At 38.8% G+C, this 25355-nt stretch carries 25 protein-coding genes; 8 read left to right on the top strand and 17 right to left on the bottom strand.

What is annotated here, in order from left to right:
• Nucleotides 1-3: 3 nt before the first annotated feature.
• Nucleotides 4-417, bottom strand: coding sequence for a prepilin peptidase-dependent pilin (gene ppdD, locus EDF88_RS21195; protein ID WP_134187091.1), 414 nt, complete (start codon nt 415-417; stop codon nt 4-6).
• Nucleotides 418-467: 50 nt separating this feature from the next.
• Between ppdD and EDF88_RS21190 the strand changes: the two genes are divergently transcribed.
• Entirely contained in the window at nt 468-2120 is a 1653-nt protein-coding gene (locus EDF88_RS21190; protein ID WP_134187089.1) for a recombinase family protein, read from the top strand.
• A 586-nt stretch (nt 2121-2706) separates the two neighbouring features.
• On the opposite strand, the gene EDF88_RS21185 is transcribed toward EDF88_RS21190, so the two are convergent.
• From EDF88_RS21185 to EDF88_RS21170, 4 genes are all read right to left on the bottom strand, one after another.
• Nucleotides 2707-3273 carry a hypothetical protein gene (locus EDF88_RS21185; RefSeq protein ID WP_134187087.1) on the bottom strand — a complete coding sequence of 189 codons (567 nt, stop codon included), beginning with the start codon at nt 3271-3273 and terminating at the stop codon, nt 2707-2709.
• 132 nt (nt 3274-3405) lie between these two features.
• Nucleotides 3406-4113 (bottom strand): hypothetical protein, encoded by a 708-nt coding sequence (locus tag EDF88_RS21180; protein ID WP_134187085.1) that lies wholly within the window; start codon nt 4111-4113, stop codon nt 3406-3408.
• An 863-nt stretch (nt 4114-4976) separates the two neighbouring features.
• Complete coding sequence (locus EDF88_RS21175) at nt 4977-5432, bottom strand: hypothetical protein (RefSeq protein ID WP_134187083.1); 456 nt, start codon at nt 5430-5432, stop codon at nt 4977-4979.
• 68 nt (nt 5433-5500) lie between these two features.
• On the bottom strand, nt 5501-6484 hold the full coding sequence (locus EDF88_RS21170) for a hypothetical protein (protein WP_243839650.1): 984 nt from the start codon (nt 6482-6484) through the stop codon (nt 5501-5503).
• 305 nt (nt 6485-6789) lie between these two features.
• Between EDF88_RS21170 and EDF88_RS21165 the strand changes: the two genes are divergently transcribed.
• Complete coding sequence (locus tag EDF88_RS21165; RefSeq protein WP_134187079.1) at nt 6790-7386, top strand: recombinase family protein; 597 nt, start codon at nt 6790-6792, stop codon at nt 7384-7386.
• Between the two features lie 236 nt (nt 7387-7622).
• Here EDF88_RS21165 and EDF88_RS21160 read toward each other — a convergent pair whose 3' ends face one another.
• From EDF88_RS21160 to EDF88_RS21145, 4 genes are all read right to left on the bottom strand, one after another.
• Nucleotides 7623-7925, bottom strand: a complete 303-nt coding sequence (locus EDF88_RS21160) for a hypothetical protein (RefSeq protein ID WP_134187077.1) — start codon at nt 7923-7925, stop codon at nt 7623-7625.
• A 97-nt stretch (nt 7926-8022) separates the two neighbouring features.
• A complete protein-coding gene (locus EDF88_RS21155) occupies nt 8023-8904 on the bottom strand; it encodes a lysozyme inhibitor LprI family protein (RefSeq protein ID WP_134187075.1) in 882 nt (293 codons plus the stop codon).
• A gap of 69 nt (nt 8905-8973) precedes the next feature.
• The gene (locus EDF88_RS21150) at nt 8974-9561 is read right to left on the bottom strand and encodes a hypothetical protein (protein WP_134187073.1); all 588 of its coding nucleotides are present in this window, start codon (nt 9559-9561) and stop codon (nt 8974-8976) included.
• Between the two features lie 190 nt (nt 9562-9751).
• Nucleotides 9752-10012 carry a helix-turn-helix domain-containing protein gene (locus tag EDF88_RS21145; protein WP_134187071.1) on the bottom strand — a complete coding sequence of 87 codons (261 nt, stop codon included), beginning with the start codon at nt 10010-10012 and terminating at the stop codon, nt 9752-9754.
• A gap of 109 nt (nt 10013-10121) precedes the next feature.
• Here EDF88_RS21145 and EDF88_RS21140 point away from each other — a divergent pair, with 109 nt between their 5' ends.
• From EDF88_RS21140 to EDF88_RS21125, 4 genes are all read left to right on the top strand, one after another.
• Nucleotides 10122-10733, top strand: coding sequence for an XRE family transcriptional regulator (locus tag EDF88_RS21140; protein ID WP_134187069.1), 612 nt, complete (start codon nt 10122-10124; stop codon nt 10731-10733).
• Nucleotides 10734-12155: 1422 nt separating this feature from the next.
• Nucleotides 12156-12515: a hypothetical protein gene (locus EDF88_RS21135; RefSeq protein WP_134187067.1), complete on the top strand. Its 360-nt coding sequence runs from the start codon at nt 12156-12158 to the stop codon at nt 12513-12515.
• Between the two features lie 9 nt (nt 12516-12524).
• Nucleotides 12525-13151, top strand: coding sequence for a hypothetical protein (locus EDF88_RS21130; protein ID WP_134187065.1), 627 nt, complete (start codon nt 12525-12527; stop codon nt 13149-13151).
• A 78-nt stretch (nt 13152-13229) separates the two neighbouring features.
• Entirely contained in the window at nt 13230-13955 is a 726-nt protein-coding gene (locus EDF88_RS21125) for a hypothetical protein (RefSeq protein WP_134187063.1), read from the top strand.
• A 138-nt stretch (nt 13956-14093) separates the two neighbouring features.
• On the opposite strand, the gene EDF88_RS24995 is transcribed toward EDF88_RS21125, so the two are convergent.
• The 4 genes from EDF88_RS24995 to nadC form a co-directional block, all read right to left on the bottom strand.
• Nucleotides 14094-14771 carry a hypothetical protein gene (locus tag EDF88_RS24995; protein WP_243839649.1) on the bottom strand — a complete coding sequence of 226 codons (678 nt, stop codon included), beginning with the start codon at nt 14769-14771 and terminating at the stop codon, nt 14094-14096.
• A 295-nt stretch (nt 14772-15066) separates the two neighbouring features.
• Nucleotides 15067-15270 carry a hypothetical protein gene (locus EDF88_RS21115; RefSeq protein WP_134187061.1) on the bottom strand — a complete coding sequence of 68 codons (204 nt, stop codon included), beginning with the start codon at nt 15268-15270 and terminating at the stop codon, nt 15067-15069.
• A gap of 348 nt (nt 15271-15618) precedes the next feature.
• Nucleotides 15619-16536: a hypothetical protein gene (locus EDF88_RS21110; RefSeq protein WP_134187059.1), complete on the bottom strand. Its 918-nt coding sequence runs from the start codon at nt 16534-16536 to the stop codon at nt 15619-15621.
• Between the two features lie 580 nt (nt 16537-17116).
• Nucleotides 17117-18007: a carboxylating nicotinate-nucleotide diphosphorylase gene (nadC, locus tag EDF88_RS21100; RefSeq protein WP_064516222.1), complete on the bottom strand. Its 891-nt coding sequence runs from the start codon at nt 18005-18007 to the stop codon at nt 17117-17119.
• Nucleotides 18008-18089: 82 nt separating this feature from the next.
• On the opposite strand from nadC, the gene ampD reads away from it, so the two are divergent.
• Both ampD and ampE read left to right on the top strand, forming a co-directional pair.
• The gene (ampD, locus tag EDF88_RS21095) at nt 18090-18653 is read left to right on the top strand and encodes a 1,6-anhydro-N-acetylmuramyl-L-alanine amidase AmpD (protein WP_064516224.1); all 564 of its coding nucleotides are present in this window, start codon (nt 18090-18092) and stop codon (nt 18651-18653) included.
• Entirely contained in the window at nt 18650-19504 is an 855-nt protein-coding gene (gene ampE / locus EDF88_RS21090; RefSeq protein WP_134187057.1) for a beta-lactamase regulator AmpE, read from the top strand. Before ampD ends, ampE begins: the two co-directional genes overlap by 4 nt.
• A 69-nt stretch (nt 19505-19573) precedes the next feature.
• On the opposite strand, the gene EDF88_RS21085 is transcribed toward ampE, so the two are convergent.
• From EDF88_RS21085 to EDF88_RS21070, 4 genes are all read right to left on the bottom strand, one after another.
• Nucleotides 19574-21121, bottom strand: a complete 1548-nt coding sequence (locus EDF88_RS21085) for a glycoside hydrolase 43 family protein (protein WP_134187055.1) — start codon at nt 21119-21121, stop codon at nt 19574-19576.
• Nucleotides 21114-22547, bottom strand: a complete 1434-nt coding sequence (locus EDF88_RS21080; RefSeq protein WP_134187053.1) for a glycoside-pentoside-hexuronide (GPH):cation symporter — start codon at nt 22545-22547, stop codon at nt 21114-21116. The genes EDF88_RS21085 and EDF88_RS21080 overlap by 8 nt, the downstream gene beginning before the upstream one ends.
• Nucleotides 22548-22886: 339 nt before the next feature.
• A complete protein-coding gene (locus tag EDF88_RS21075) occupies nt 22887-23843 on the bottom strand; it encodes a family 43 glycosylhydrolase (RefSeq protein ID WP_134187051.1) in 957 nt (318 codons plus the stop codon).
• Nucleotides 23844-23853: 10 nt separating this feature from the next.
• Nucleotides 23854-25254, bottom strand: a complete 1401-nt coding sequence (locus tag EDF88_RS21070) for an MFS transporter (protein WP_134187049.1) — start codon at nt 25252-25254, stop codon at nt 23854-23856.
• Nucleotides 25255-25355: the final 101 nt, after the last annotated feature.

Raw genomic sequence — 25355 nt, 5'->3', positions numbered from 1 at the left:
GGTTTAATTTCCCGCTTGTGTATTATCAAAACGGAAGACTTCTTCGCAGGTTTGTTGAAGAGAATTATTACTGCCAGCGCTACAGGTTCGTGACCAGCCTTCAATTCCTTCTACATCACTCCAGCGTGGAGACAGGGAAATGGTTAGTCCGTTGAGACTTTCTTGCCCCGCAAGCGTAACAGCACCTTGTTCGATGCTCATGCTGCTTATGTAGCGGGTGGTTTTAGGTGTAGGAATACTGTTGCTCCCCGCGTCACATTGGCTAATCCCACCCCTTTCAATCGCGCAAAGTTCAATGGCGGTACGATAGGGCAGGAAGGTTTGCAACACGTCAGTCAGAGCCGCTTTGCGCAGGTAGTTTTGATAGGTGGGAATACCGATGGCGCTAAGAATCGCAATAATACCGATGACTACCATTAGCTATGCTAAATTAAAGTAATTATTCAAAGTAGATAAGATAAAAGTACATGAGTGTCCAAAACATTAAGAAGGCGTATTGTTATTGCCGTGTTTCACAGAAAGGGCAAAGCACAGCTAACGGCGGTTTCGGTATGACTCGACAGCAGAACTTGCTGTTGAGTTACGTGCAAGAGTACGAAGCCAAAGAAAAAGACAAGCCAAAAGACAAGACAAAAGATGATTTGTCTTATGATCTGAGCATTGATCACATGGAGTATCTGAACGCCGAAGGCGTGAGCGGCTTTAGCGGTAAGAACATCGATAAAGGGTCAGTTCTATTTAACTTTATAGAACAATGCATATCAGGAGCAATTTCAAACGCGGTGTTGATAGTTGAGAATCTTGATCGCTTTTCCAGAGCAAACCCACAAAGAGCTGCCCGCATTTTAATGGACTTACTTTGGGCAGATTGCCACATTCATGAAACCGAACTGGACATAATTCACACAAAAAATTCGAAATTGATTGATATAGCCACAGGGTTGGAGCGAAGCCATAAGGAATCACTCAGGAAGCAGAAGCTATCAACAAAGAACTGGGACAAACGCTTTCAAAATGTAGTCACCGATCAGAAAGCATTGACTGCTAAGTGTCCTGCATGGCTGCACGTTGAAAGTGGGAAGTATCAGGTCAATGAGTACCACGCAGAGCAGATTAGGTTGATTTTTGAGCTATACAATAGTGGATATGGTCAAGCATTTATACGCGATACACTTAACGATAAAGGCTATCTGTATAACAGCAACACTTGGGGTAGTTGGTTAGTTCATCGGATATTGAATGACAGGCGTGTAACTGGTTCACACGTCACACAATCATCATTACGCGGTGAGTATGATGGTTTGAAGATGTATCCAGTGATCATAAGTGATACAGACTTCAGTGCTGTGCAGCAACGACTGAAGTCACCAGGACGTGACAAAAAGATCAACCGCAATGCGAATAACCTTTTTGCTGGTCTCACTGTATGCAGTTATTGCAACACAGCACACTTATCAGTGATGACAGATTCAAAAAATAACCAACGCTATTTTTATTGCACAAACAAAACCGCTGGCAATGGTCGGTGTAATACTCGGGGTTTTAAGTATGACATTGTAGAAAATGCTGTATTGCAATACATTCGTAATATTGAGTTTGAAATCGTAGATGATAAGAATATCAACGCAGAACTACATGCTTTGAAAACAGACCTGATTACTAAAATGCAATACCGTGATGAAGTGTTAGCTGATATCAATAAGGTCGATATACCAGATCCCATCGACCGTAGGGCATATAAAGCCTTGCAAGCAACTATTATCAATCTTGAAACTCAGATAAAAAATCTGGAATCATTGGATGATGTGTCTACAGAAGTAAAGGCTATTGGGAATGCAATCAGCCCTGAATTGCTGGATCGTAAAAACGTAGCGATGAGACAGGACTTTAATGCAAGGCTTCGGCGTGTTGTTAAAGAAATTGGAGTTTTTAGAAACGAAAATACATTACTAATCCGTATTGAGTATTTCAGTAAAATTAATATGCAGATGATTATTGTTGATGCTAAAACAGGCAGGGTAATATTGCAATCGATCAGTGATGAGGGAGGTTTGATAATTGATACTATCAGTGGTAATAGGGAAAGGCATAATGATGGTAAGTGGGTTAAAATTGAGTAGCTACATATACGTATTAGCCGACACTTGATCTGAAATATAGCCATGAAAAATTGAGAATTATCGGTTTTGATGTGGATGAAGATCCTTATCAAAAACACAAGATAACCCTCATGCATCATACTACATAATTACATCACAATTCGATTTGCAGCCCTTTGAGCAATTTATCCAGCAACAGGGGCTCTGGATCACGACTGAGAGGCCTATCTCGTCTATTTACAGCACACTCAATAATCAGTACTCAATTGCTATGGCATCACAAATCACGTGAGCACAGCTCCTTGTATATGGGTCTAAACCAGAATGTTTAACACACTTTTAAGTGTCTTATAAATGTGAACGCGATTAAAGTAATTGCCTTAAGATTGATGAATTAATTTTGCTATGGTATGTAATTTTTCAGTTGAATAAACTTAAGGGATTACCTATTCAATTAAAATACTACATTTTTTAATTGTGTGCTAATTTTAATTTTGGTTAAGGATCTTGCTTAGAAGGAGCATGCAAATATCTCTCTTATTTTAAAGCTACTTCAAATTTTTTAACACTAACTTTCTCAAATGAACAGAAATCAATAGCAAAGACTTTATTTTATTTTGAAAAAAGAATTATAAACCCCTGTTGAGTATGATATTTTTTGTAAAGCCTTTTTCCATTTAATCAGTTCAGGCATAAGTTCATTTACATCTTCATAAAAGTTAGTTTTAGCCTCCTCATAAATTACATCTTTAAAATCTCCGACCCTATTTAATTTATGGGCTTCTAATGCAAGGTAAGAGTAACTGATATTATCATCATAGCTTTCAATCCATTCATCTATACCCAGGAAATCAAGTATTTCAACATTGAACTCATTCTTAAAATTCCAACCGAATCTATGAAGCTTTATCAGTGATTCATTTAAAATTTTAGAATTTTTTGAAGTGTTTCCCATGGATGAATTGAATTCTGTTATATATCTATTATTATCTCTTTTCTTTAAGAATCCATTTTCTGAATCAACAATTTTTATTAGGTGTTCAAGATTGAACATTGCTTTATCTAACTCGAGCAACGCATCTTCCACTTGAATATTGATAAAACACTGGGCAAGCTCTCCACCTCCTTCAATATTTTTCCTGTTAATCCAATCTGGTGCAGCCTTATAAGCCATGCATGCCACAACTAAAGTACCTAAAGAACTCAAGGAGCTGACCAATCACTAATACTTCCCCATTGCATTCGTTCATCCTTGCCATACCGAACAGAAAATAATTATTAAATTAAGAAAAAAAATAATATAGTACTATAAATCTTTACCAAATGAATAATCGCTATCAATGTTTTTTCTCCCTAACTCCTTTTCGAAAATGGTGGCTATTTTTTTCTGGAAGTCGATTACCTGGGCTTCAGCTTTTTTGACCTCGTCGCACTCTATAAAATTTATGTTTTTTGCGAGTAACAGTAAGTAGTCATAATGTGATTCAAGATAATTAGTACGTAATGATACAATTTTTGTAATCATTTCATTAAATGAACCATTTATTGTAATGTTAAACCGCCCTAGCAATGTTCTTTCGGTGTATAGTTCACTTAACTCATCAAGGTCAGAAGTTGTAATCCGTGCAATCTCCGATATGATTTTTTTATTAATCTCAACATGTGATTCTTCATTAAGAATATCACTAACTATTCTTCTTCGAAACAATGCATCAGCATAAAGGCGAGAATTTATAGACCACAATTTCTTATCAAATTGAATTGCTATTTGATGTGCTGAGTCAAGAGTATTCATTCTTTTTTTCTGTTGTAACCAATGGCTGGCAATATGACCGGCCCAAATAGCGGAACATAAGATTCCTATATTGCATATAGCACTAATCCAATCACTAACTGATCCCCATTCCACTCCTTTTTCATCGACAAACAATACATTCAGCAATACTAATCCTGCTAAAGATAAGAGAATAGCAACCAATCCTAACAAACCACGATTCCAGTATTTTAGTTCCATATCATAATCTCTTTTAGAAAAATGAAAGTAAAAAATCAACGCTAAAAACATCATTGTCAAAGTTATAATATATAATGCTTAGGGATATTATTAAACAGTAAGTAGAGAAAAAAAGGAAATAACCACAGGTTTTTTATGATTATTTTGAAAGAACTGTTTAAGCTATCCTTATGTATAATAAGAAATATAAAACGCAATAAGCACATCTTGATTTTTGTTTTCAGAGAAAGTAAAAATCACTATGTATACCATAGATAACGTCAGTACAATGAATAATGGGAAGATTATGTTTTTATTTTCTTTTAGTACAAACCCAATATTACTAACCAACATGCATATAGAACCATAAAGAAAAGAAGTAACATTCTTGAAATTAAACAAAGTCGTTTAGGTAAAAATACACGGTCTAGAGGCACTGTTAGATAACAAATACTAGATCCTTTTAACAATCTCAATATTGTGATATGCATTAACTATAAATCACTTAAGGATTTATATACGTCAATTCCAATTGAATATTTAATGATTAAAAGAATTTCATGATCATTGTGAGTGTTTAGTGCTTGATAATGATGTTAGTTTTTAACCAATGGGAAATTTAATAAGAGAAGCATCGCGTTAAGAGGCTGTTTTCTGTGGATACTCAACATATGTGTGCTTTCTAAATTTGAAGTATCTCGGGATATTACTTTCATTCTTAGAGATTATTTTTTCGACGGATTTCCAACAGAGGGTGATTGTTAACCCAACAAGTGATAGATATATACAAAATGATATAATCATAAAGTTGATATCATTAATATATGATTGAAAAACAGACGCTGCAAAACATAATGACCAACTGACAAATATTATTATGCTTATTATAGAATTGATATCAGATACAGATGGACGTAAAGGTACTTTAGGGTCATAAAATAAACTTTATAAAGGTTTCCAGTGACATAGTATTCGAGTTTGTCTATAATATATTCCCAATTACATTGCCAGTACTTACTACCAATGTTAACGAAATAAAAACAAACTGAAAATAATGAACCTATGAGTGCTGCTGCGGGGGCATAGAAATTAAAATCTTTAGAGGTAAATAGGAAACCAAAGGCGGCTGTGATCACAGTAAAGAATGCAAAAAAATAGGTTGCACGTTTCCAGTATAATTCTATTTCAAATTTTCGTATGTCGTGAGCCTTATCTAACGCAAGTTGTAGCATCATATGCGTTCTCGATTTTTCTTTAAAACTATCAATTTTTCTATCAAAAAATAAATTAAAGAAAATTTTATCATCTTCTTTAATTTTAATTATTTCCCTTCTACTCATTGACTTTCCCTTCCAGAGCTAAATAACAAAATTCTTACTTGGTTAGTTACTGCATTACAAAGAAGCTATTATATTACATGTATATAGAGACCTGATTTGTCAGACCAATCAGGGCATTCTAAAGTAAGACCAAATACATTAAAAATAGAGTCTATGGCAGCTGTAATATTACTAAAATCATTGTAACCTTCTATGTTATTATTTTTATATCTTTCTGTTAATTTTTCAAAGGCATTATCGAGGTCAGCTAATGATTTTTTTAATTTTGAGTTGGAAAGTGTAGCAGCTAGTTCCGGTAAGTATATTTCAAGGTTGATATTGAGGGCATGCACATAACCCATAGCGTATCCGTATGAATTTGCAATTAGTTTTACTCTTTTTTTGACTTCAAAAAACATTATATCTAACGGGATTATGTGATTCTTATAGTTCCAGATTAATGTCTCAATCTCATGAGGAACTTCAATCATGACGATGTTAAGATTATCTAGAAAATCATCAACAATTTCCTGTGGAGCAGATAGTGAGGACATAAAGTTAGCAAGATACTCAGACCATGCTTTGGTCGCGGAAATAAGAAGTACTTCGCCATATTCATTAACATTAAAGCTTTGATCTAAACATGTAAGTGTATTTTTTTCATGGACGTGTACTAGCTCATGATGAATGCGATGAATGACAGCTCTAATTCCTTTTTCGTTAAGGGAAATCTTTCCCTCATCATTAAACAGTTCAACAAAAAAGTTAACAGACAAGACTAGTGTGTATTCATCACACTGCCCATTTGAGCCTATTTTAGAAACTAATTGCCCGACAGCCGTACCCTGTTTGCTATCGGTAAATGAGCTAGATGATTTATGGTTGTAGCTAGAGGCTACCCGTTGTAGGGCAGTTCCAAAATCATAGGAAATGACTATCGACTTCAGCTTAGAAATGCTCATATTATGCTGTTCTGCAAGAGCTTTTGTAGCGGTAAGCACTAAATTACCTATGTCATTTGCTTCTTCAACAGTATTAAACCCTTCTACTGAGATATTAAAATCAGGTTCCAAGTAGCAATCCTCCAGGCCATTAATTCAAAGTGTCGGGACACTATAACGTTACCCTGGAAGGGTCTCAATAGTATGGTGCCTAGAAGTTCAAACATGCATGATGACTGAGTGAGCAGTTTGTGTTCACTTTTAGATATGGAGAGGTCAAATACTCCAGTACATTAAAATAAATAGAAATTTCTCATTTGGGTACTCCCTAGCGATACAATTTTTTCAGTACTTCGTTTAGTATCATATGTACCTTGAAACCAAGTATCTGATACTGTATCATTTCATTAATTCAAATGATACTTTTGGGTGCGTATATGATTTTCGGGTATTGCAGAGTCTCAAGTATTGAACAGCGGTTGGATCGTCAACTGGTAGTTCTTGAACCATTATGTGATGAGGTACTTTCTGAGAAGGTATCAGGGAAATCCACTAGCGACAGGCCAGTACTTCAAAGCCTACTTTCCCGGTTACGTAAAGGCGATACCCTTCGAGTTTTATCGATCGATAGATTAGCCAGAAATACAAAAGATCTTCTTGAATTGGTCGATGAGTTAACAAAGCGAGATGTAAGAGTAGAATTTGTTGATAACAAGATGAGTTTTGACAATTCACCTTCATCAAGATTAATTCTTACTATGATGGGTGCAGTTGCCGAATTTGAAAGGGGAATCATTGCGTCCAGACGTAATGAGGGTATAGCTGTTGCTAAAGAAGCTGGAAGGTACAAGGGCAAGCAAAAGAATCTTGCCTTACACAGTAAAATTATTGAAATGCTTCAGGTAGGGAAGAACACACCGGATGAGATCGCAAAGTTGTGTGACTGCGGTAGAGCAACAGTTTTTAGAGTAAAAAAATCCATGCTCAGTACTAACGACGTACTTAAATTGAACTCAGCGGAGTTTAATGTATGAATACTCAAAAATCAGATTACTTTTCTGCGGCAGAGTGTGCCTTGCATGAAGTAATTCACCGATATTTCAAAGAGGATTCAGAACGGTTGCTTTTCGGTGTACTACTTTGTGAATTTAGTACCAAAAACACGTTGAAGGTGGTGAACTCTGGATTCCCACCAGCTTTATCTATCTGTTCCAATTAACAAAAGGCATACCTTTGCGGTTATGCCTTTTCCATAAATTAATAATTTTAATTACCATACCTGATAAGGTGCATTCATACTGAATTCGTACGGACCCCATGTAGCGTACAGTACTGAATTATTTCTGGGATTATCTGGATTTGGTTTTGCGATGAATGTTGGCTGCAAGAGCATATTATTATTAGGATCTTCACACGTATAGTATGTATTACGTGCTGCGATCATCCGTTCACAGTTTTTCTTAACATAAGCATATTGTTGCATGAACTCTTCAATAGTGGCATTGTTTTGGTCACCATGTGAGGCACATCCACTAAGACTAAGAAAAATTAACAACATGTAGGATTTCATCATTATCTTCCTGGTAACGAACAAAAATAGAACAGGCTATAAGTATTTTCTTCTAATTATAAGAGGTCATTAGCATGACCTCTTATATAATCTAAGGACTTCATTTACATGCAAATAGTGTAATTGTGAATCTTATATGATTAAAACTTGTATCACTAAAATTCTTTAATAAATAATTACCATTTTTGTATTTTTTATAGGCCGTGACCGAACCATCATTTTCTAACCCACCAGTACCAATCAATTCATTCTCTTTTCGTAAGGACGTATCTAAATTTGGACTTGCCATTTTTTTAGGGATATTATAATAATCACCTGTCGTTACAGTAAACTGTTTTCCATTGTCCTTCACATGCATTCTTGCAGTATTAATAACTAATCCATTTTCTTGTATGCTTTTATCACCCTCCATGACAAACTTACAAGTGAACTCACCTTTAGATAGGGAGTCATCAGATGTTGGTATAACTGCTGTGTTATCCGCTATTTTTTTATTTCCACTTTCATTATTTATTTCAGGTTCTATTTGAGCATTAGCATCTTTTTTAATGATATTGGTACTATTAGTTATTGAAACATCTGTACTATTTCTCAGACGATATAGATCGATAGCTTTATCTCGAGTTATCGACATCTTTGATTCTAGAGCGACCAAACCCCAAGTAGTCCCTTCTTGCTGTTTGTAGTACTGATTCATAGTCTCTGCATATGAATCACGATATTTGATCCATAAACGCTGAGTGTTTTGTAATGCAGTACGAACACTTTCAGGCTGATCTTTAATTAATTCTTTATACTGCTTATTAAGCTCAGAATCCCAAGCCGATGTCGCGGTGTTATAACAATTTTGAGAATCAATCGTTGATATAGCATTTTTCTTGCAGTTATCCAAAACATTATCAATATTAGCACCCACTACTCCAGCCTGTACAACACCTGAAAATACTGTCAGTAATAATAGTGAACATAATTTATATTTCATATAGAGACTCTACTTTATTAAGAATTTACGGTTTAGTTATGTGAGTATACTTACTATTTTTGATAAAGATTATTCATTATGCAATTCATGATTTCCCAATTTTGCAAGTTTATTACATGTTATCCCTATTTCAATTTTAGTAGTGAATAATTTCTTTTTAAGAACCTCTGGCATATCGTTATTATATTTCAAAAGAAACTGTTGAAATTGCTTGGTAGATTCTATTATATCGTTTGACATCTGGTTGGTTTTAGATATTTCACTAAACATTAATGCATAAGCATTACCATTTTTCTCTTGGTCACCTCCGAACTCAAAGCAGTAATAAACTTTCATAGCATTTGAATTTTCATACTGAACGTATAATTCATCAAAATTTCTTGAGAAATTATCATAATAATGTGCACTCTGGTTTGTAGTCTTCGCAGATAGAGGTGCTGGTACAGATACATCGGAAATAGTTGATTTTTTATCGTTAGGGAATAAATTATTAACCCCGATAACCATTGTGATAATGAATATAAAAAAACTTGGTATCAATGCAGTCAAAAAAGACCTTACACCACCATGCCCTATATTACGGCATCTCTTTGCGATTTTCTTATAGACAAATACTGAAATGGCAATGCAAATAATAATAACAATTAAACCTAACATATAGATCCCTTTGAATTATTCATTCTTTAATTTAAAAGCCGCATTCAACATTCGTTACCAATTTTTGGTGTATAACAATTATCATCACCTGAGAATCTTATATTCTTCCAAAAATTACGACATGAACTAACATAGTAACTTTATCAACAGTAGTTATGACAAGCAGATAAAATAAGTTACATACCCATAATTATTTCGTAGTACTGTAACGTTCAGGCCAGATTTCCTTTACCGATACACCTATGTAATCGGCAATAATCTGTTCCCCTTTAGGCCATTTTCGCTCTAATGCATTGTATAGAGTTCGTTCGTGTAAACCATTTTCCCGCGATAACTGTGAAAGTGTTCCTCCCTTCTTCTTAATTGCCGCAATGATGTCAGCCCTATGCCAGTTGCTGGGGCTGGTAATTGATTCCTTTTTTTGAGATCCTAGCTGATTATGATTACTCATAATGACCACTCGTTACTTAAGTTGGGGATATGATTGATCATTATAAGGAACTTGTCAAATATGATAAGGAACACCCGTTCCTTAAAATGAACGAGATCGAGTTACATAAATGATTGAGAAAAAAGAAAGTACTAAACAATTCAGTGAAAGGCTAAAAACTCTGGTTCCATCTGGTTCTGGAAGAGATTTCGCTAAGAGGGCTGGGATTGGGTACAGTACTGTACATAACTATCTTCAAGGTATCTCAAGTCCAACGCTTGAGAATCTCGTACTGCTTGCGAGAGCTGGCAATGTGTCGGTGGAATGGTTAGCTACGGGCAAGGCTTCACTGGTTTCATATGCACAAGAACATGCTCTTGATGTTCCTTTTATTGATAACCCAACTAAGAAACTGATAGTTGATTCTGAACTTCTCAGTACTCCAGATGCAGCTTCACTTGTAGCATTGAGTGTTGTTAACGATACAATGTACCCAACGCTTAACTATGGTTCGGTACTGGTGATTGATACAAAAGATAAGGAACTCAAAGATAATAAGCTTGTAGTACTGTTTCAAAGTAGTAACTACTTAATCAAACGAGTACAAGTGAAACTTGATGGGGTGTACCTATTAAGTGATAATAATGTTTACCCATCTATATTTGTAGACAGAAATGCTTCTGTGGAAATGAATATCATTGGTACTGTACAATTAATTATTAATAAAAATTATTTAAAGTAACTTAGTGATATGTGATTGAGTGTGCTACATAGAGATTTAATCCGTTGGATATCTATAAAGCCTAAATGCTATTAATTTAATAGGTTGTTGTGTTGATTGCCTTACTTCGTAAGTCAAGAATTTTCATTCGTTCTAAATTCACTGCGTTCATTTAGCTCTCATTCAATTCAAAAGATTTTAATTAGTTGTTTTTTAATTATCTTATAGTTTAAACAACACTTATTGACGGGATTTCTTAGATACAATTCTATCCCCCGCAAGGGAGGAAGAAATTTAAGAAATACAATTATCTTGAACTTCTTAAAGTGTTTGACGCTGATACTTGTCAACATTTCATGTATAGAATTCTGGACGGATCTATTTTATATAAATCAGAACAAGCGGAAGCGGGTTGCCCGGTTTCTTCCTATCTAAGTTCTTATGCAACGGTCGTAGCTCATCACTACTCAACTTATAGAAACTACATGAACAATTTCTATAAGTGTCTAAGTATTTGAAATCATCAATTTCTGGACGGATCTATATTATACATTCTTGTACTGGCTTTTTATATTAAGTACTTTATACAGTACTTAATACCAGTAGCGGATTGTATCAATCCGTAGCCCAGATCATCTATTCAAACAATAGACTCCCTTATACCATTTGGTAAGCATTGGCTTATATGTCTATCGAGGAACCTACGGGGTATTATCCGGTTCTTTATAGTGCCGCATTGCCGTTCGTTAACTTTTTGACGGGTCTAATTTGCACTTCGTTCTGTCTGGACAACTCATCTGCCATCTACATTTTCGATAGGATCAGGTTCTATTTTATCAGTCTTTCACGAATGAAAGACCGCCAATCAGGATTGTAATTTCTATACATATAGTATAGCACATAAGTACTTTTTGTTTCAGCTTAGTTTCTGCATCAAATATATTTGAACTTAGTACACAATCTAACTTGTTTTATTTCAGAAAAAATTCATTCCTCCTATAAACACCTCCCAATATTTATAGTATTTGGAAACCACTTTAGTTATCTTTCGACTTATTGAATATTTTAAAGTTAGTGCCTGTAAGTAAAAAACTTAGACAAAAGCCAATCAATTATAATTAAAAAAACAAACAAGCATGCGAACAAAGTTGGCTGTTATTAAGTACTGAGTTAGAACTATTGCATCATAAGTAAAAGGATATCCCTTTTGTACCTAAAATTGCATGTACGGGCTGGAAGTACGTGCTGTAGGGTATGCTCCATACAGCTATATGAAGAACAGTGAGAGATGTTTTTAGATGGTTTGACCTAACTAAATGATGTTCAGCACCTAGAAGATGAATTTTGTGATCAGGTTTAACTACCTTTCTAAGTTTCACGATATCTAGTACTTGATGGATGTTGTAGGATGGAGAAATAATCAATACATGAGGCTGTACAATCATGGGACATTACCCAATCACTACGAATATTACAGAACATAATAACGAGAGTGCAAAAAAGCTATTTGAAATTTTAAGTGAAAAGATAAGGGATCGTACTTTAGTACGTATCTTGAACATTGATCTAAGTTTCATTGATTATCGTGCTACATCATCTGATTATATCGTTATACAAGGTGTAGAATATTTATATGATAATACATATTGTATTCATTACACTATAGATTACAGCATTAATAATGGTTGCAAAGATATGTATATCGAAGATGAGCATGAAACATCAATGAACTTTGATGTTTATGATGTTCATCTTGATTTTGATTTGATTGAAAACGTAAGAAATACAGTAGATGAATTCTAAGGGTAGTGTATGGATAAGGTATTGAAGGTTATTAATATTCTACTGTTGAGCATCGTAGGGATGTTATTGCTTATCGGTGTGATGATGCTTGTTCAGGGTAGTAGAATAGACCTGGGTAAGGTTGCTGATTGGTGGGCTGGGTTAAGTGCTGTAGCAACTGCTGGTACTTTTGCTATTGCGTTAATCGCTTTGAAGAAAGCCCCTAATTGGTTCAAACAAAAAAGAAATGAAACTGGTTTTAATCATACACTTTCATTAATGTCAGAATATGACGAGGTGGAACATGATATACAGCGTTTATTTTTTGATATTATTAATGCTCGGAGAGATGCCCCTCATTTTAACCCTCTTAGGGATGAGATTATAACTATTGTATATAGAATAATAGCTTTGCAATCTAAGTTACAATCTTGTAAAAGATGGAAAATAGAGGCGTCACCAGAAGTAGAAAATGCTTTTAGCCGCTTAAAAGAATTTTGTAATCTTTCGCTAAAGGTTTTTGCAGATGAAAGAGGTAGGGATATTGATGCGTTACATGAATCTCAGCAAGCTTTAACTGCCCTTAAAAGTACTATTGCTGAGGATTCTAAATCGTTTAAAACAGAGATTGAGGAAATATTCAAATTTCCAAAGTGAATGCCTGTTAGGATTAGTACTGACAGATTTGAATTATAGTTTTAAATAACCATTAAAGTACTATTGATAGGATGAACTGTGAATAAAATTAATAGCATTCTTAAAGGTTCAGTAATTGCACTGTGTGTTGTTGGTACTATGCTCTTGCTGAAAGCCGTGTTTAATGGTGCAGAATTCGGTAGTGTTAGTGATTGGGTAAGTTCGATAAGCACATTCGGTACTCTTACTATTGCTATAGCAGCATACAGAAAAGCACCAGATTGGATTAATCAGAAAAAACATGAAGATGGTTACGAGTTAGCAAAGAAGTTAATAGTTTATGAATATCCTGAAATTATGACTACTATATCAAAGTATTATAATCATCTTCATTTAATAAAAAGAAAAAGTGAAGGAGATGAGGTTATAATATCTCTTCTTAAAGGTCATATCACAGTTGATGATTGTGATTTTTTGCTTGACTGTTTCAAAAATGAAAAAATAACACCGCTCACAATTCAAGCTACAATTAAACAACTATCCCGTTTTAATTGGTTTCTAAAAAAAGATTTAATAACTTCAGCCCAAAACATTCGCTCTGATTATGAATCTATACAAATAAGAAGCTACGTTTTATGGAGTGCGATCAAACTTCCCTTGCAAAATAGTAGTGGTTATATCATTGATGACAACCTCAAAAAGGCTGTGGACAATATTAGAAATGATGTTGAGGAATTGCAAAAAACTTTAAAAAAATTCGAAGAATTTGATGTTGATTTTGAAATGTACTTTGATAAGACCAGTGCTAAAAATAAAGGGGCTTAATGCCCCCATCTCTTTAAATCATCCTGCTATTTAAAATACTACTTTTAGTCTTTATTTTGAGTGCGTTCCTAGAGGTTTTTAAATTAAATACCTCTTTTTTGTATTCACACTATTTTATTAAAAACTGAAACCAGAAACTTATGGGGCTTTCAAAGCTATAACAAGTGATAGTATCGATGCAATTGCTGCTGCAAAAGCTACAATTAAGCTTACTATAGGAATATATAACCCCGAGTATCGTTTAAACTTCTCATTTGGATTCAAGTACTGAATCCAATACATTCTTATCTTCAGCCATCTTACAACTAAATTATCGGCTAAAGTACTCTGATGCAAAACTCCCGTATAGCGGTGATAATGTATAAATGCTTTCACGCATTTTTCTATTCTTTTAGGTGTAATGGTTCTTGCATTATAGGTATAGTGAAGAATGATATGAGTATGCTTAGCCAAACTGTCTTCTGATTTAGAAGGTAGTATCATTATGTTTATAGAGCCCGTTGCATTATAAGTAATTGCAAGAACCCCCCCCTTCTGGGTATGAAGATTATTTAGTTTATCCTCAGCTTCGGCTATGCGAACATTTCCTGTAAACGAATTGCTAAATTGTAAATTCAAACCATCAAAGCCTATAACTTTCCCATCATCAGAATAATCATGAGTAAAAGTATCGATTCCATTTTTATTTAATTTTTCAGATAATATATCTAATGTTTCTTTAATTGACGGTTTTAAATAATTCCAATTTAAGCGAGAGTATGAAATCCTTAATTTATCATTTTCAAAATCCTTGCTAAATTTTTTAATCCATTTCATTCGTTTTGTCCTTTTACAGAAGGATGATTTTCATTGATGTCGAGCTGAATTTTTCTCCTAATTGTACAATGTAATACTGAATAAAAGCAAATAGCTGCGATTTTCTGAACATTTTTAAAATGGGACAAATGATTGGTTCGGGTTGCATTTGTCCTGCTCCAGAAAATCACCACTATTAAGGGATTGTATTGGATGGGGTTAAATTTGATTCATTTGTACTATCTTACATTATCAGAATCATCATTATGCTACTTAGTGGTAACTAAATAGAAAGCCCCGTTCGGGGCTTTTTTTATTATTCCCAGAAAATAGTAGATTCGCTACCGCGATTAGTGACTTCTGTTCTTTTAATCCTGGCTACTACTTTATCAGAATGTTTATCTACAACATCATATGTGATTTCTTCAATTGAATCCTGAAAACCACCTTCTTTAATATGTACGCGATTCAATTCAAAATCTTTTGTTGGATATTTTTTATAGAATTCTGATTCAGTCATGATTGTCTCCACGTGTAAAATGTTACTACTCACATTTCCAAATTGTATTTTGTACACCTGTCCCTGCGGGTAGATTCGGGTTCACTATGTGTATATGTTGCTTTAGATTTACCATACTGATTACATGCATTATTAGCTGTTTTCTGTAAACCATCTAAACCATACCAAGCGTCAGATTGAATACTCACAGTTTTTCCATCATTGTACTGACTGAACCATTGCACAACCTGTCAAAGCTAATGCAATTAACATCACCCAAAGGTTTTTCATTATTCCCCCTAAATACCAGTACTTAAATTCTACGGGTATAGATTATGGGTGACTTAAGTTTGCTTGTATACCTAACTATTAAATATTTGGTGGCACATAATAGTTTTTGAATATATCGAAATCATAATGATTTCTCTTGATATAACTTAAAAATCTCTTAAATGTTTCAGAGAAGTTCTCGATCAAGTTTTCAATTTTAGTTACAATAAAGTTATGTTCTTCAGGTTTCCCTATATACTTTAAATGAAAGAGGCGTGGTATGTTTTGGTCATACTTGAACTCAAAATTTGGTATTCTATAATGGTTGATTTTTTCTATATATTCTAAGAAGATCTCTACATATTCATTAAGTTTGGGATCATAAAAGATACCATCTGGTATAGTCTGTTGAAATGTACTTAAACATTCTAAGGAAGAGTATGCTGGAGTTTCGTTTATTCTTGCTTTCGATATATGGTAGGGTATATCAACAAACGAAGACTCTATGAAGCGAGCTAACATAAATAGAGACTTTGTATCTCGTATTTGAGGGGAATCCTCTTCATTAAGAAACATTGAAAAATATTTATTTACAATGTTTTTGTGCCTTAATGAATCATTAAAAAAATCACTGTAATAGTGAATTTGAAAATCAAAACTAAAATTGTTAGTTAGTTTTTCAAGATTATTAGCTATGTCATCTTGTAGTTTTGTGCTCTTTTTGCTGGAAGTTACAAAATGGAATACATCAAATTTAATATTTAAATTCTTTGTTTTTTCAATATCTGCTAATATATCACTTAGTTTTAATTCTTTAGCATTCCAGTTTTTACATTGTATAACATGAACCTTGCTGTTGTAACTGGGTGAATAATGTAAGCCATCAATACCATACTGATTTTGTCCTGCTGAGCCATATGTGGCGAATACAGTTGAATACTGTATGGAGAAATAATCACAAACATATGACTCAAATTCTTTTGAATCTGAAAATGGTATCTCTACAAATCGTGGCATATAGTTTCCTTATAGTATGAAAGTACTAACGCATTTAATTCTGCTTGCTATGTGAGGTTGTTCAATTGATATGTTAATATCTAACTTATCTGCTTTGAGGTGATACCCTACATTCTTAATTTTCGCGGCGATTTGTCGGTGCAGTATCAATCTTAAAACAATTACTTGCGTCTATGCCACTCCCACATTAGAACTTTCTGATTATCTATCAATGGTCTCGATTAGAAAAGCTTCAAACCTTCATCACATAAACATAAAAAACCATTATTTACAAGCACTTATTGGTGGCATTAAATAGTCAGCATTACTGTACTATAAAAATAAATATTACTTTATTTTAGCTGTACTAAGAACCATCAGCTCAATAAGTGTGAATCCTTGTTGTTTGTTCATATGCCGCTCCTGGTTGAGATAGCGGCACTTTGCGTCGTTTAAATTCTTCAGGCGAGTGCGAGTGTAAATATCAGGAAGCTCTATTCCAGGATATTTTTGTTATTTGCAAAGACGGCAATAAAAATGCGAGCGGTAACGTAACGGGAAGATATAAGCAGATGAGTTTTGCTCATCTGCCTGGCAGAAATTAGCGGAAACGCATGGAGAGATCGAGCGCGCGGACATGTTTAGTCAGTGCGCCAACAGAGATAAAGTCGACACCCGTTTCAGCAAATTCACGGATAGTTTCTTTAGTTACGTTTCCTGAAACTTCCAGACGTGCTTTACCACTGGTGATAGCGACAGCTTTACGCATGTCTTCAACGTTGAAGTTATCGAGCATGATAATGTCAGCCCCGGCATGCAGTGCCTGTTCCAGTTCATCAAGAGATTCGACTTCAACCTCAACAGGCACATCTGGATGGAACCAGAAGGCTTTTTCTATCGCCTGGCGAATGGAACCTGAGGAGATGATGTGGTTCTCTTTAATCAAAAATGCGTCGGACAGACCTAAACGGTGGTTGCTACCACCGCCACACAGTACTGCGTATTTCAACGCGGTACGAAGGCCCGGCAGAGTTTTACGGGTATCGAGCAATTGCGTGTTTGTGCCTGCAAGCAAATCAACATAGGTGCGCACTTCGCTTGCCACACCAGACAGAGTTTGCACAAAGTTAAGCGCGGTGCGCTCGCCAGTTAATAGCACGCGTGATAATCCAGTTAATTCGAAAAGTGGCTGGTCAGCGGCAACGAGATCGCCATCTTCAACATGCCAGGTCACTTTGACATCCCCGCCAAGCTGGATGAAAACCTCTTCGACCCAACGTTTACCACAGAACACGCCATCTTCACGGGTGATGATTACGGCATGTGAACGGTGATCTGCATCCAGGAGCTGCGCAGTGATATCGTTATTGGGGTTGACGTCACCACCAAGATCTTCACGCAAAGCCTGAGAAACAGCTGCTGGAATATCAAGGTTAATACGGTCGAGAAGCTCGTCACGTCGGCGGTCTGGGTTATAACGGCGAGGAGGCATGATAAAACTCCGAAATGGCTTAGTTAATGTCGAAACATGCTACATTGATGCGACCTCAAGTACCACTCTAAGGAGACCGTGGATGCAGCTAAAAGACGGCTGGCTGGTGGGTGTTAAACATGTCCCATCCCCACATTTCGATTGCCGACCAGAGGATGAAACACCTTCCTTATTGGTGGTGCACAACATCAGTTTACCGCCAGGCGAATTTGGTGGGCCATGGATTGATGCGTTGTTTACCGGAACACTTGATTCGCAAGCTCATCCGTACTTCGCGGGTATCGCACATTTACGAGTTTCAGCACATTGTCTTATTCGTCGTGATGGCGAAATCGTTCAATATGTTGCTTTTGATAAACGCGCCTGGCATGCAGGGGTTTCTTTGTATCAGGGCCGTGAACGCTGTAACGATTTTTCGATTGGTATTGAGTTGGAGGGGACAGATACGCTGCCCTATACTGATGAGCAATATCAACAGCTTGCCGCGATTACAGATCTACTGGTGAAGGTTTATCCGGCAATTGCTGACCATATGACGGGACATTGCGATATTGCACCGGAGCGTAAAACCGACCCTGGTCCTGCATTCGACTGGTCGCGTTTTCGCCACTCGGTAGAGGTAACGCCGAATAAGGAGATGGAATGACGCTGTTTACATTACTGCTGGTGATGATTTGGGAACGGTTATTTAAGCTGGGCGAACACTGGCAGCTAGATCACCGCCTTGAAGCGCTTTTCCGGCGAGTAAAAAACTTTTCGTTATTACGTACTATTCTGATGACTGCCCTATGTATGTTGGTGGTTTTCCTCTGTATTCGCGCGTTACAAGGTTTGTTCTTCAACGTGCCACTGCTCGTTTTCTGGATTGCACTCGGCGTGTTGTGTATTGGCGCAGGCCAGGTTCGACTGCATTACCATGCGTATTTGCAGGCTGTGAGCCATGGCGATAGTCACGCGCGCGATGCGATGGCGAGTGAACTGACGCTGATTCACGGTGTTCCACCTGATTGTGATGAGCGTGAGTATCTGAAAGAGCTGCAAAATGCGCTGCTGTGGATTAACTTTCGTTTTTATCTCGCACCACTTTTCTGGTTTATCGTCGGCGGTGTGTGGGGGCCGGTAACGCTTGCGGGTTATGCATTCTTGCGCGCGTGGCAGACGTGGCTTGCGCGCCATCATTCTCCGCAAGAGCGTTTGCATTCCGGTATTGATACCATTTTACATGTGCTGGACTGGGTGCCAGTGCGTCTGTTTGGTGTGGCATATGCACTACTGGGACATGGAGAAAGGGCGCTTCCTGCGTGGTTTGCATCGTTAGCCGATCGCCATACTTCGCAATATCAGGTATTGACCAGGCTGGCTCAGTATTCGCTAGCCCGAGAGCCGCATCTCGATAAAATCAAAACGCCGAAGGCGGCGGTTTCGATGGCGAAGAAAACGTCGTTGGTGATTTTGGTGGTGGTGGCGTTGCTGACTATTTACGGCACTCTGGTTTAATGCTCTCTATTGAAGGTTCTTTATTTAAAGGGATTCCCGGCAAGCGTTGCGCCACCGGGTTTCTCAATCTTAAACCTCGATAGTAAAGTGTGAATAAAAACCCACTCCTGGTTGTGCTACTGCCTGGTGTGAGGCGGCGAAAATCCCCACTTTTGCGCCAACCCATTTACCTTTTCCTGCAGCAAAACAAGGCGTGACACTTTGCCAGTCAGTGCCATTTTCGCTAAAACTGAAATGACAAATTCCGCCAGGTTTTACATCCACCTTTAGCCAAAGTGGCGTGTTTTGCAGCCAGTCGGCAATATCTCGTTGTTGCTGATGAAGTACCCCGGTATCGCTCATCCAGGCGGATATAAACGTAATTTTGCGCTTTCCTTCATACTGCTCAAGCGCCAGCGCTGCGTAGCGTTCGCCGTAAATTATCAGGCCACTGAGTTCGCCCGGTTGAACGAACGCCGCCTCTAGTCTGGTGGTTGCGCTGAACTCACGTGCAGGAAATTTTTGCAATAGCAGATTTGGTTGAGCGTACAACGCCTGCTCGCCCTGGTATTCCGGCATTATCTGGCAGGTTAGTGCCAGCGTATTTGTGGCGGATTGTAGCCATTTTTGCTGGGGATGAGCCTGCCATTGCCACTGTAAACCTGGGCGGCCTTCGGCAAAGCTATCGCTGGTTTGCGGCGTTTCATTACCCTGCGGATCTTTTGCGATTGAAGGGAGGCGATGTTCAGTTACGGGCTGTCCAATTCCTTCAGCCGTTTGGTTTTCGCCAATGATCGGCCAACCATTTTCCAGCCAGCGCATGGGTTGTAGATGCACAATACGTCCATAAAGGTCGGCATCCTGGAAATGCACAAACAAACATTCGCCGTTATCGAGTTCAACAAAACCGCCCTGATGCGGGCCGTTAATCTGAGTTTCTCCTTGTTGTAAAACCACTCTGGCTTCCCATGGGCCTTGCAGATTTTTGGCGCGCAATACTGATTGCCAGCCGGTTTCAACCCCTCCAGCAGGCGCGAAGATGTAATACCAGCCGTTGCATTTGTAGAACTTTGGCCCTTCGATCGTCGGCTGATCCAGCGCTCCGTCGTAAATAACTCGCCCTTCGTTCAGGATCGAACGGCCATCCGGCGACATCTCAAGTAACTGCAACTGATGTTTTCTGCCGCTACGACTGTGGGCAAAAGCATGAACCAGCCAGGCTCGCCCGTCTTCATCCCAAAGCGGGCAGGGGTCAATCCAGCCTTTTGCGGCTTTCACGCAGTGTGGCGCGCTCCATTCTCCATAAGGATCTTCCGTAAACGACATGAAAATGCCTTCATCTGGCGTGCTGAAAAATACCCAGAACTTTCCATCGTGATAGCGAACCGACGGTGCCCAGACACCTTTTCCCGGCTGCATGGTGTCGTAAGTATTGTTATCAAAGTGAGAGAATACGTGGTTGATGATTTTCCAGTTTACTAAGTCTTTCGAATGCAGAATGGGCAGCGCGGGAAAATGGTTAAAGCTCGATGAAACCATATAAAAATCATCGCCTTTGCGCACAATATCTGGATCTGAATAATCTGCATGGATAATTGGGTTTTTGTAATATCCAGGGCGATTTGTGATATTAACCATGATTATTAGCACCTTTGGAAATTAAAGCTGGTGTAACTGCTGGGGTGTTAATTTCTTCAACTTGTTCACGATGAGCGAGATCGCGCTGAATTTGGTTCATCATTTTGTCATCAAGAATATAGAAACGGCTTAACCAGTAGAGTACCAGATAGGAAATAGACGGGCCGATGGTTAATAAACCAATAATGCCATTGGTAGCAAGCGTTGTTTGCGTTGGATTACCCGCCTGATAACCGAACCATCCAAGTGAGAAACCGACAAATGCCCCAGCAACGGCCATGCCCATTTTTAATGCAAATAGGTTTCCGGAGAACGATAGCCCTGTAATTCGGCGACCAAATTTCCATTCGCCGTAATCTGCCGCGTTAGCCATCATATTCCATTTGAAAGGTTGATACATTTGGTGGAAGAAGCCGACGAGGAAATAAAGTGGGAATACAACAGCAAGCCAGGTTGGTGGAACAAAGAACATCACCACACCGATAACAACCAGCAATAAGTTAATATTTTTAAATAATGATACAGCACGATAGCGTTGTGCCAAATAGCCTGCGGCGATGCTGCCGATAATGGTGCCAACCACACTTGTGGAAACAAATGCGGATTTCATCGCGGTTCCAGCAGCACTTTCGATGCCGCCGAGCATCAAGTAAGTAGCGTAGTACAATGTTGCTGCACTGCGCATTACGCCTGCCATACTTGAGAAAAAGGTGATCACTGCCACGATACGCCACTGGTCATTCGCCAATAAAATTCGCAGGTCATCCATCATACTACTGTTAGTTTCGACTTTTGGGCGAACACGTTCAGAGGTGCTAAAGAAGCAGAAAAATAGCATGATGACGGCGAGTGTTCCCATAATCGCCATGGTTGCCTGAAAGCCGAATTGTTTATTTTCTTTACCCAGCCAGTCAACTAAAAATAATGTTGCGACAGAAACAACTAATCCGGCGAGTGACGAAATAGTGAAGCGATAAGATTGGGCAGATAAACGATCTTTTTCATCGGTGGTAATCACGCCACCCAGTGCGCAATACGGAATGTTAATAAATGTGTAGCAAAGCATTAATAATGTATAGGTAATATAAGCGTAAAGCAGCTTTCCTGATTCACCAAAATCCGGTGTACTGAAGGTTAATACCGCCAGCACCGCATAAGGAATTGCAAACCAAATTAACCATGGTCGGAAATGCCCCCAGCGCGTGTGTACCCGATCGGCAACCAATCCGGTAAGTGGGTCGGTAATTGCATCAAGAACGCGGGTAACCAGAAACATTATTCCCACTGCGGCAGCGGATAGTCCGTAAATATCAGTATAGAAATACGTTAAAAACATGGTGACTGAGGAATAAACTATTCCGCATGCGGCATCGCCCATACCGAAGCCAATTTTTTCCGCAACGGAGAGTTTCCTTGCTGTACTCATTTTATTTCTCCAGGCATTGAGTGTGTTATTTACTCACTCTATGGACTGATGGTTTATTACGCTATTGTGATATTTGCTCCAGGAGTTATGTTTTTTGCCGATTGAGAAAGTTGTCACATAACAAGAATAAATTGGTCTGACAGCTATCACCTTTTTAAAACCAAAAAACACCAGATTGCGCATAAAGGCCACTGAAGAGTTTTTGTAAGGTGGATAAGGATTACCACCACTCAACATTTTTTTCATTGGCTTAATTACTGATATCGCTAAGCTAATCCGACCTACAATAGAATTGTTTAAACAAAAAAATGCCCTTCAAAGTGAAGGGCATTGGGAATTCTAACGATTATCTGCAGGCGGTATGCCGAACACCGGCATACCGTTTTTATCCCATTCGAGTGTTTTCAGGCGTGTGTGGCGATTCGGGTCATACAGAGGGTCGCCCTCAATTTCCGTGTAGTTTCGCGCGTGATACACCAGCACATCTTTCCCGTCTTTAGTTTTGGTAAAACTGTTGTGGCCCGGCCCAAACTGCTTGTTCTCGTAGCTGGTGGCAAACACTGGCTGTGGCGATTTATGCCAATTAGCAGGGTTAGTTGGGTCGGCATTCAGGTCGATCCACAACAAGCCGATGCAGTAGTTTTCATCGGTGGCGCTGGCGGAATAGCTGACAAACAGCTTATCGCCATGAACCACAACCGCTGGACCTTCGTTAACCAGAAAACCTCTGCATTCCCAGTCCAGCTCCGGCTTGCTTAACATCAACGGCGTGCCTTTGATGGCCCAAGGGGTTTCCAGCTCGGCAAGATAAATATTGGAGTTACCTGCAATATCAGGATCTTTCTGCGCCCATAAATACCATTGCTTGCCCTGATGTTTAAAGGTTGTGGCATCAAGACAGAAGCTGTCGAACTGCGTTTTTACCTGGCCTTTTTCAACCCATCTCCCGGTGAGCGGGTCTGCATCCGCACATTCCAGCGCAAACATGCGGTGCTGGAACATATTTAACTGATCCAGTTCCTGCGTGTGGGTGGCGGCGAAATAGATGTACCACTTACCGTCGATATGATGCAGCTCTGGTGCCCAGATAAGTTCGCTCATTGGGCCACGATTGGGTTTGCGCCATACCACGGTAGGTTGTGCATCTGGCAGCTCGCTTATTGTGCGTACGCAGCGGATCTCCAGCCTGTCGTACTCTGGTACTGACGCAATAAAGTAGTAGTAATCTTCATGCAGCAAAATAAACGGATCGGCGCGCTGCTCAATAAATGGATTAGGCCATTGCTCCTGATTCATAGGGCTTTCCTTACAGTTTGGCTTCAACAGGTTTGCTGTCGTGATATTCATTCAGTTCGCGATAGTTGATGCGGCGCTTTTCAAGGTCTGCCTGAATGCGCTGCATTAATTCACGGTCAACTTTCAACAAGCGCACAACGCCTGCGGTAATCAGGTAGCCAACGCCTGGGATGATGGTAAACAGCATCACAATACCGTTAATTGACTCAGGGCTTTGCTGCTTGGCACCGGCATCATAGCCGTACCAGGAAAGCAGGAAGCCAACCATTGCGCCTGCAATCGCCAGCCCCAGCTTCAGGAAGAACAAGTTACCGGAGAAGCTGATGCCGGTGATGCGTTTGCCTGTTTTCCACTCGCCGTAGTCGTCTACGTCGGCCATCAGTGACCAGTGCAGTGGGGAAGGGATCTGATGAAGAATGTTCAGCAGGAAATACATCACAACAATCAGTGTCGTGGCGTGCGGGTCGAGGAAGTAGAAACCACTGGAGAAAATGGCCAGCACGATGTTGGTCCAGAAGAACACTTTGAGTTTACAGATACGGTCAGTCAGCACTTTAGCTAACATGCTGCCACCCATCATGCCGACTACGCCGAGGCTAATGAATAATGTCGCGAAGCTGGTGCTTTGGCCCATCACCCAAGTGACGTAGTACATGGTTGCCGCCATACGGATGAAACCCGGGCAGACGTTGCACAGTGTCAGCAGAAGAATGCGCACCCACTGGTCGTTTTTCCAGACATCTTTCAGGTCAGCTTTGAGATCGTCATTGCTAGGCACTGCCGGACGAACACGCTCTCTGACGGTCGTGAAGCAGAACAGGAACATACACATGCCCAGTACCGCCAGAACGCCCATCGCCATTTGATAACCTTTGGCTTTGTCGCCGCCACCAAACCAGTCAACCATCGGCAGCAGAGAAAGCGAAAGAATGAGCGTTGCAATACCAACCATAACAAAGCGATAAGCCTGGCAGGCCACGCGTTCTTTCGGATCGTTGGTAATCACACTGCCAAGTGAGCAGTAAGGAATATTAATTGCGGTATAGGTTAAAGAGAGCAGGAAATAGGTAACAAAGGCATAGATAACTTTGCTGCTATAAGCCCAATCAGGCGTGGTGAACATCAGGTAACTGAAGAAGGCAAATGGCGCTGCCATCCATAAAATCCATGGACGAAAACGTCCCCAGCGACTCTGTGTTCTGTCAGCAATGGCACCCATTATTGGGTCCGTTACTGCATCAATCACCCTGATTGAAAGCAGCATAACACCCACTAATGCCGGGGCGAGGCCAAAAATATCCGTATAAAAATAATTAACAAACAACATAATGGCACCAAAGATAATGTTACATCCGGCGTCCCCCATTCCGTAGCCAATCTTTTCTTTCACAGATAATGTGCTGCTTTCCATAGAAAATGCTCCTGACCAGAATATGGACAAGAGTATTGAGCTATTGGAGGAAATTTGCGTGTCCGTAATCCGCCACAGAGATGGACAATACTGTCATTGTT

Origin of the sequence: Buttiauxella sp. BIGb0552, from assembly GCF_004366275.1 — a bacterium.
GTDB classification, from domain to species: Bacteria; Pseudomonadota; Gammaproteobacteria; order Enterobacterales; family Enterobacteriaceae; genus Buttiauxella; species Buttiauxella gaviniae.
This window is presented reverse-complemented; position numbering and strand designations above follow the sequence as displayed.

Excerpts from the sequence above, each read along its gene's own strand:
- ppdD (WP_134187091.1), bottom strand. The coding sequence starts at position 417 with ATGGTAGTCATCGGTATTATTGCGATTCTTAGCGCCATCGGTATTCCC.
- EDF88_RS21190 (WP_134187089.1), top strand. The coding sequence starts at position 468 with ATGAGTGTCCAAAACATTAAGAAGGCGTATTGTTATTGCCGTGTTTCA.
- EDF88_RS21185 (WP_134187087.1), bottom strand. The coding sequence starts at position 3,273 with ATGGCTTATAAGGCTGCACCAGATTGGATTAACAGGAAAAATATTGAA.
- EDF88_RS21180 (WP_134187085.1), bottom strand. The coding sequence starts at position 4,113 with ATGGAACTAAAATACTGGAATCGTGGTTTGTTAGGATTGGTTGCTATT.
- EDF88_RS21175 (WP_134187083.1), bottom strand. The coding sequence starts at position 5,432 with ATGAGTAGAAGGGAAATAATTAAAATTAAAGAAGATGATAAAATTTTC.
- EDF88_RS21165 (WP_134187079.1), top strand. The coding sequence starts at position 6,790 with ATGATTTTCGGGTATTGCAGAGTCTCAAGTATTGAACAGCGGTTGGAT.
- EDF88_RS21160 (WP_134187077.1), bottom strand. The coding sequence starts at position 7,925 with ATGATGAAATCCTACATGTTGTTAATTTTTCTTAGTCTTAGTGGATGT.
- EDF88_RS21155 (WP_134187075.1), bottom strand. The coding sequence starts at position 8,904 with ATGAAATATAAATTATGTTCACTATTATTACTGACAGTATTTTCAGGT.
- EDF88_RS21150 (WP_134187073.1), bottom strand. The coding sequence starts at position 9,561 with ATGTTAGGTTTAATTGTTATTATTATTTGCATTGCCATTTCAGTATTT.
- EDF88_RS21145 (WP_134187071.1), bottom strand. The coding sequence starts at position 10,012 with ATGAGTAATCATAATCAGCTAGGATCTCAAAAAAAGGAATCAATTACC.
- EDF88_RS21140 (WP_134187069.1), top strand. The coding sequence starts at position 10,122 with ATGATTGAGAAAAAAGAAAGTACTAAACAATTCAGTGAAAGGCTAAAA.
- EDF88_RS21135 (WP_134187067.1), top strand. The coding sequence starts at position 12,156 with ATGGGACATTACCCAATCACTACGAATATTACAGAACATAATAACGAG.
- EDF88_RS21130 (WP_134187065.1), top strand. The coding sequence starts at position 12,525 with ATGGATAAGGTATTGAAGGTTATTAATATTCTACTGTTGAGCATCGTA.
- EDF88_RS24995 (WP_243839649.1), bottom strand. The coding sequence starts at position 14,771 with ATGAAATGGATTAAAAAATTTAGCAAGGATTTTGAAAATGATAAATTA.
- EDF88_RS21115 (WP_134187061.1), bottom strand. The coding sequence starts at position 15,270 with ATGACTGAATCAGAATTCTATAAAAAATATCCAACAAAAGATTTTGAA.
- EDF88_RS21110 (WP_134187059.1), bottom strand. The coding sequence starts at position 16,536 with ATGCCACGATTTGTAGAGATACCATTTTCAGATTCAAAAGAATTTGAG.
- nadC (WP_064516222.1), bottom strand. The coding sequence starts at position 18,007 with ATGCCTCCTCGCCGTTATAACCCAGACCGCCGACGTGACGAGCTTCTC.
- ampD (WP_064516224.1), top strand. The coding sequence starts at position 18,090 with ATGCAGCTAAAAGACGGCTGGCTGGTGGGTGTTAAACATGTCCCATCC.
- ampE (WP_134187057.1), top strand. The coding sequence starts at position 18,650 with ATGACGCTGTTTACATTACTGCTGGTGATGATTTGGGAACGGTTATTT.
- EDF88_RS21085 (WP_134187055.1), bottom strand. The coding sequence starts at position 21,121 with ATGGTTAATATCACAAATCGCCCTGGATATTACAAAAACCCAATTATC.
- EDF88_RS21080 (WP_134187053.1), bottom strand. The coding sequence starts at position 22,547 with ATGAGTACAGCAAGGAAACTCTCCGTTGCGGAAAAAATTGGCTTCGGT.
- EDF88_RS21075 (WP_134187051.1), bottom strand. The coding sequence starts at position 23,843 with ATGAATCAGGAGCAATGGCCTAATCCATTTATTGAGCAGCGCGCCGAT.
- EDF88_RS21070 (WP_134187049.1), bottom strand. The coding sequence starts at position 25,254 with ATGGAAAGCAGCACATTATCTGTGAAAGAAAAGATTGGCTACGGAATG.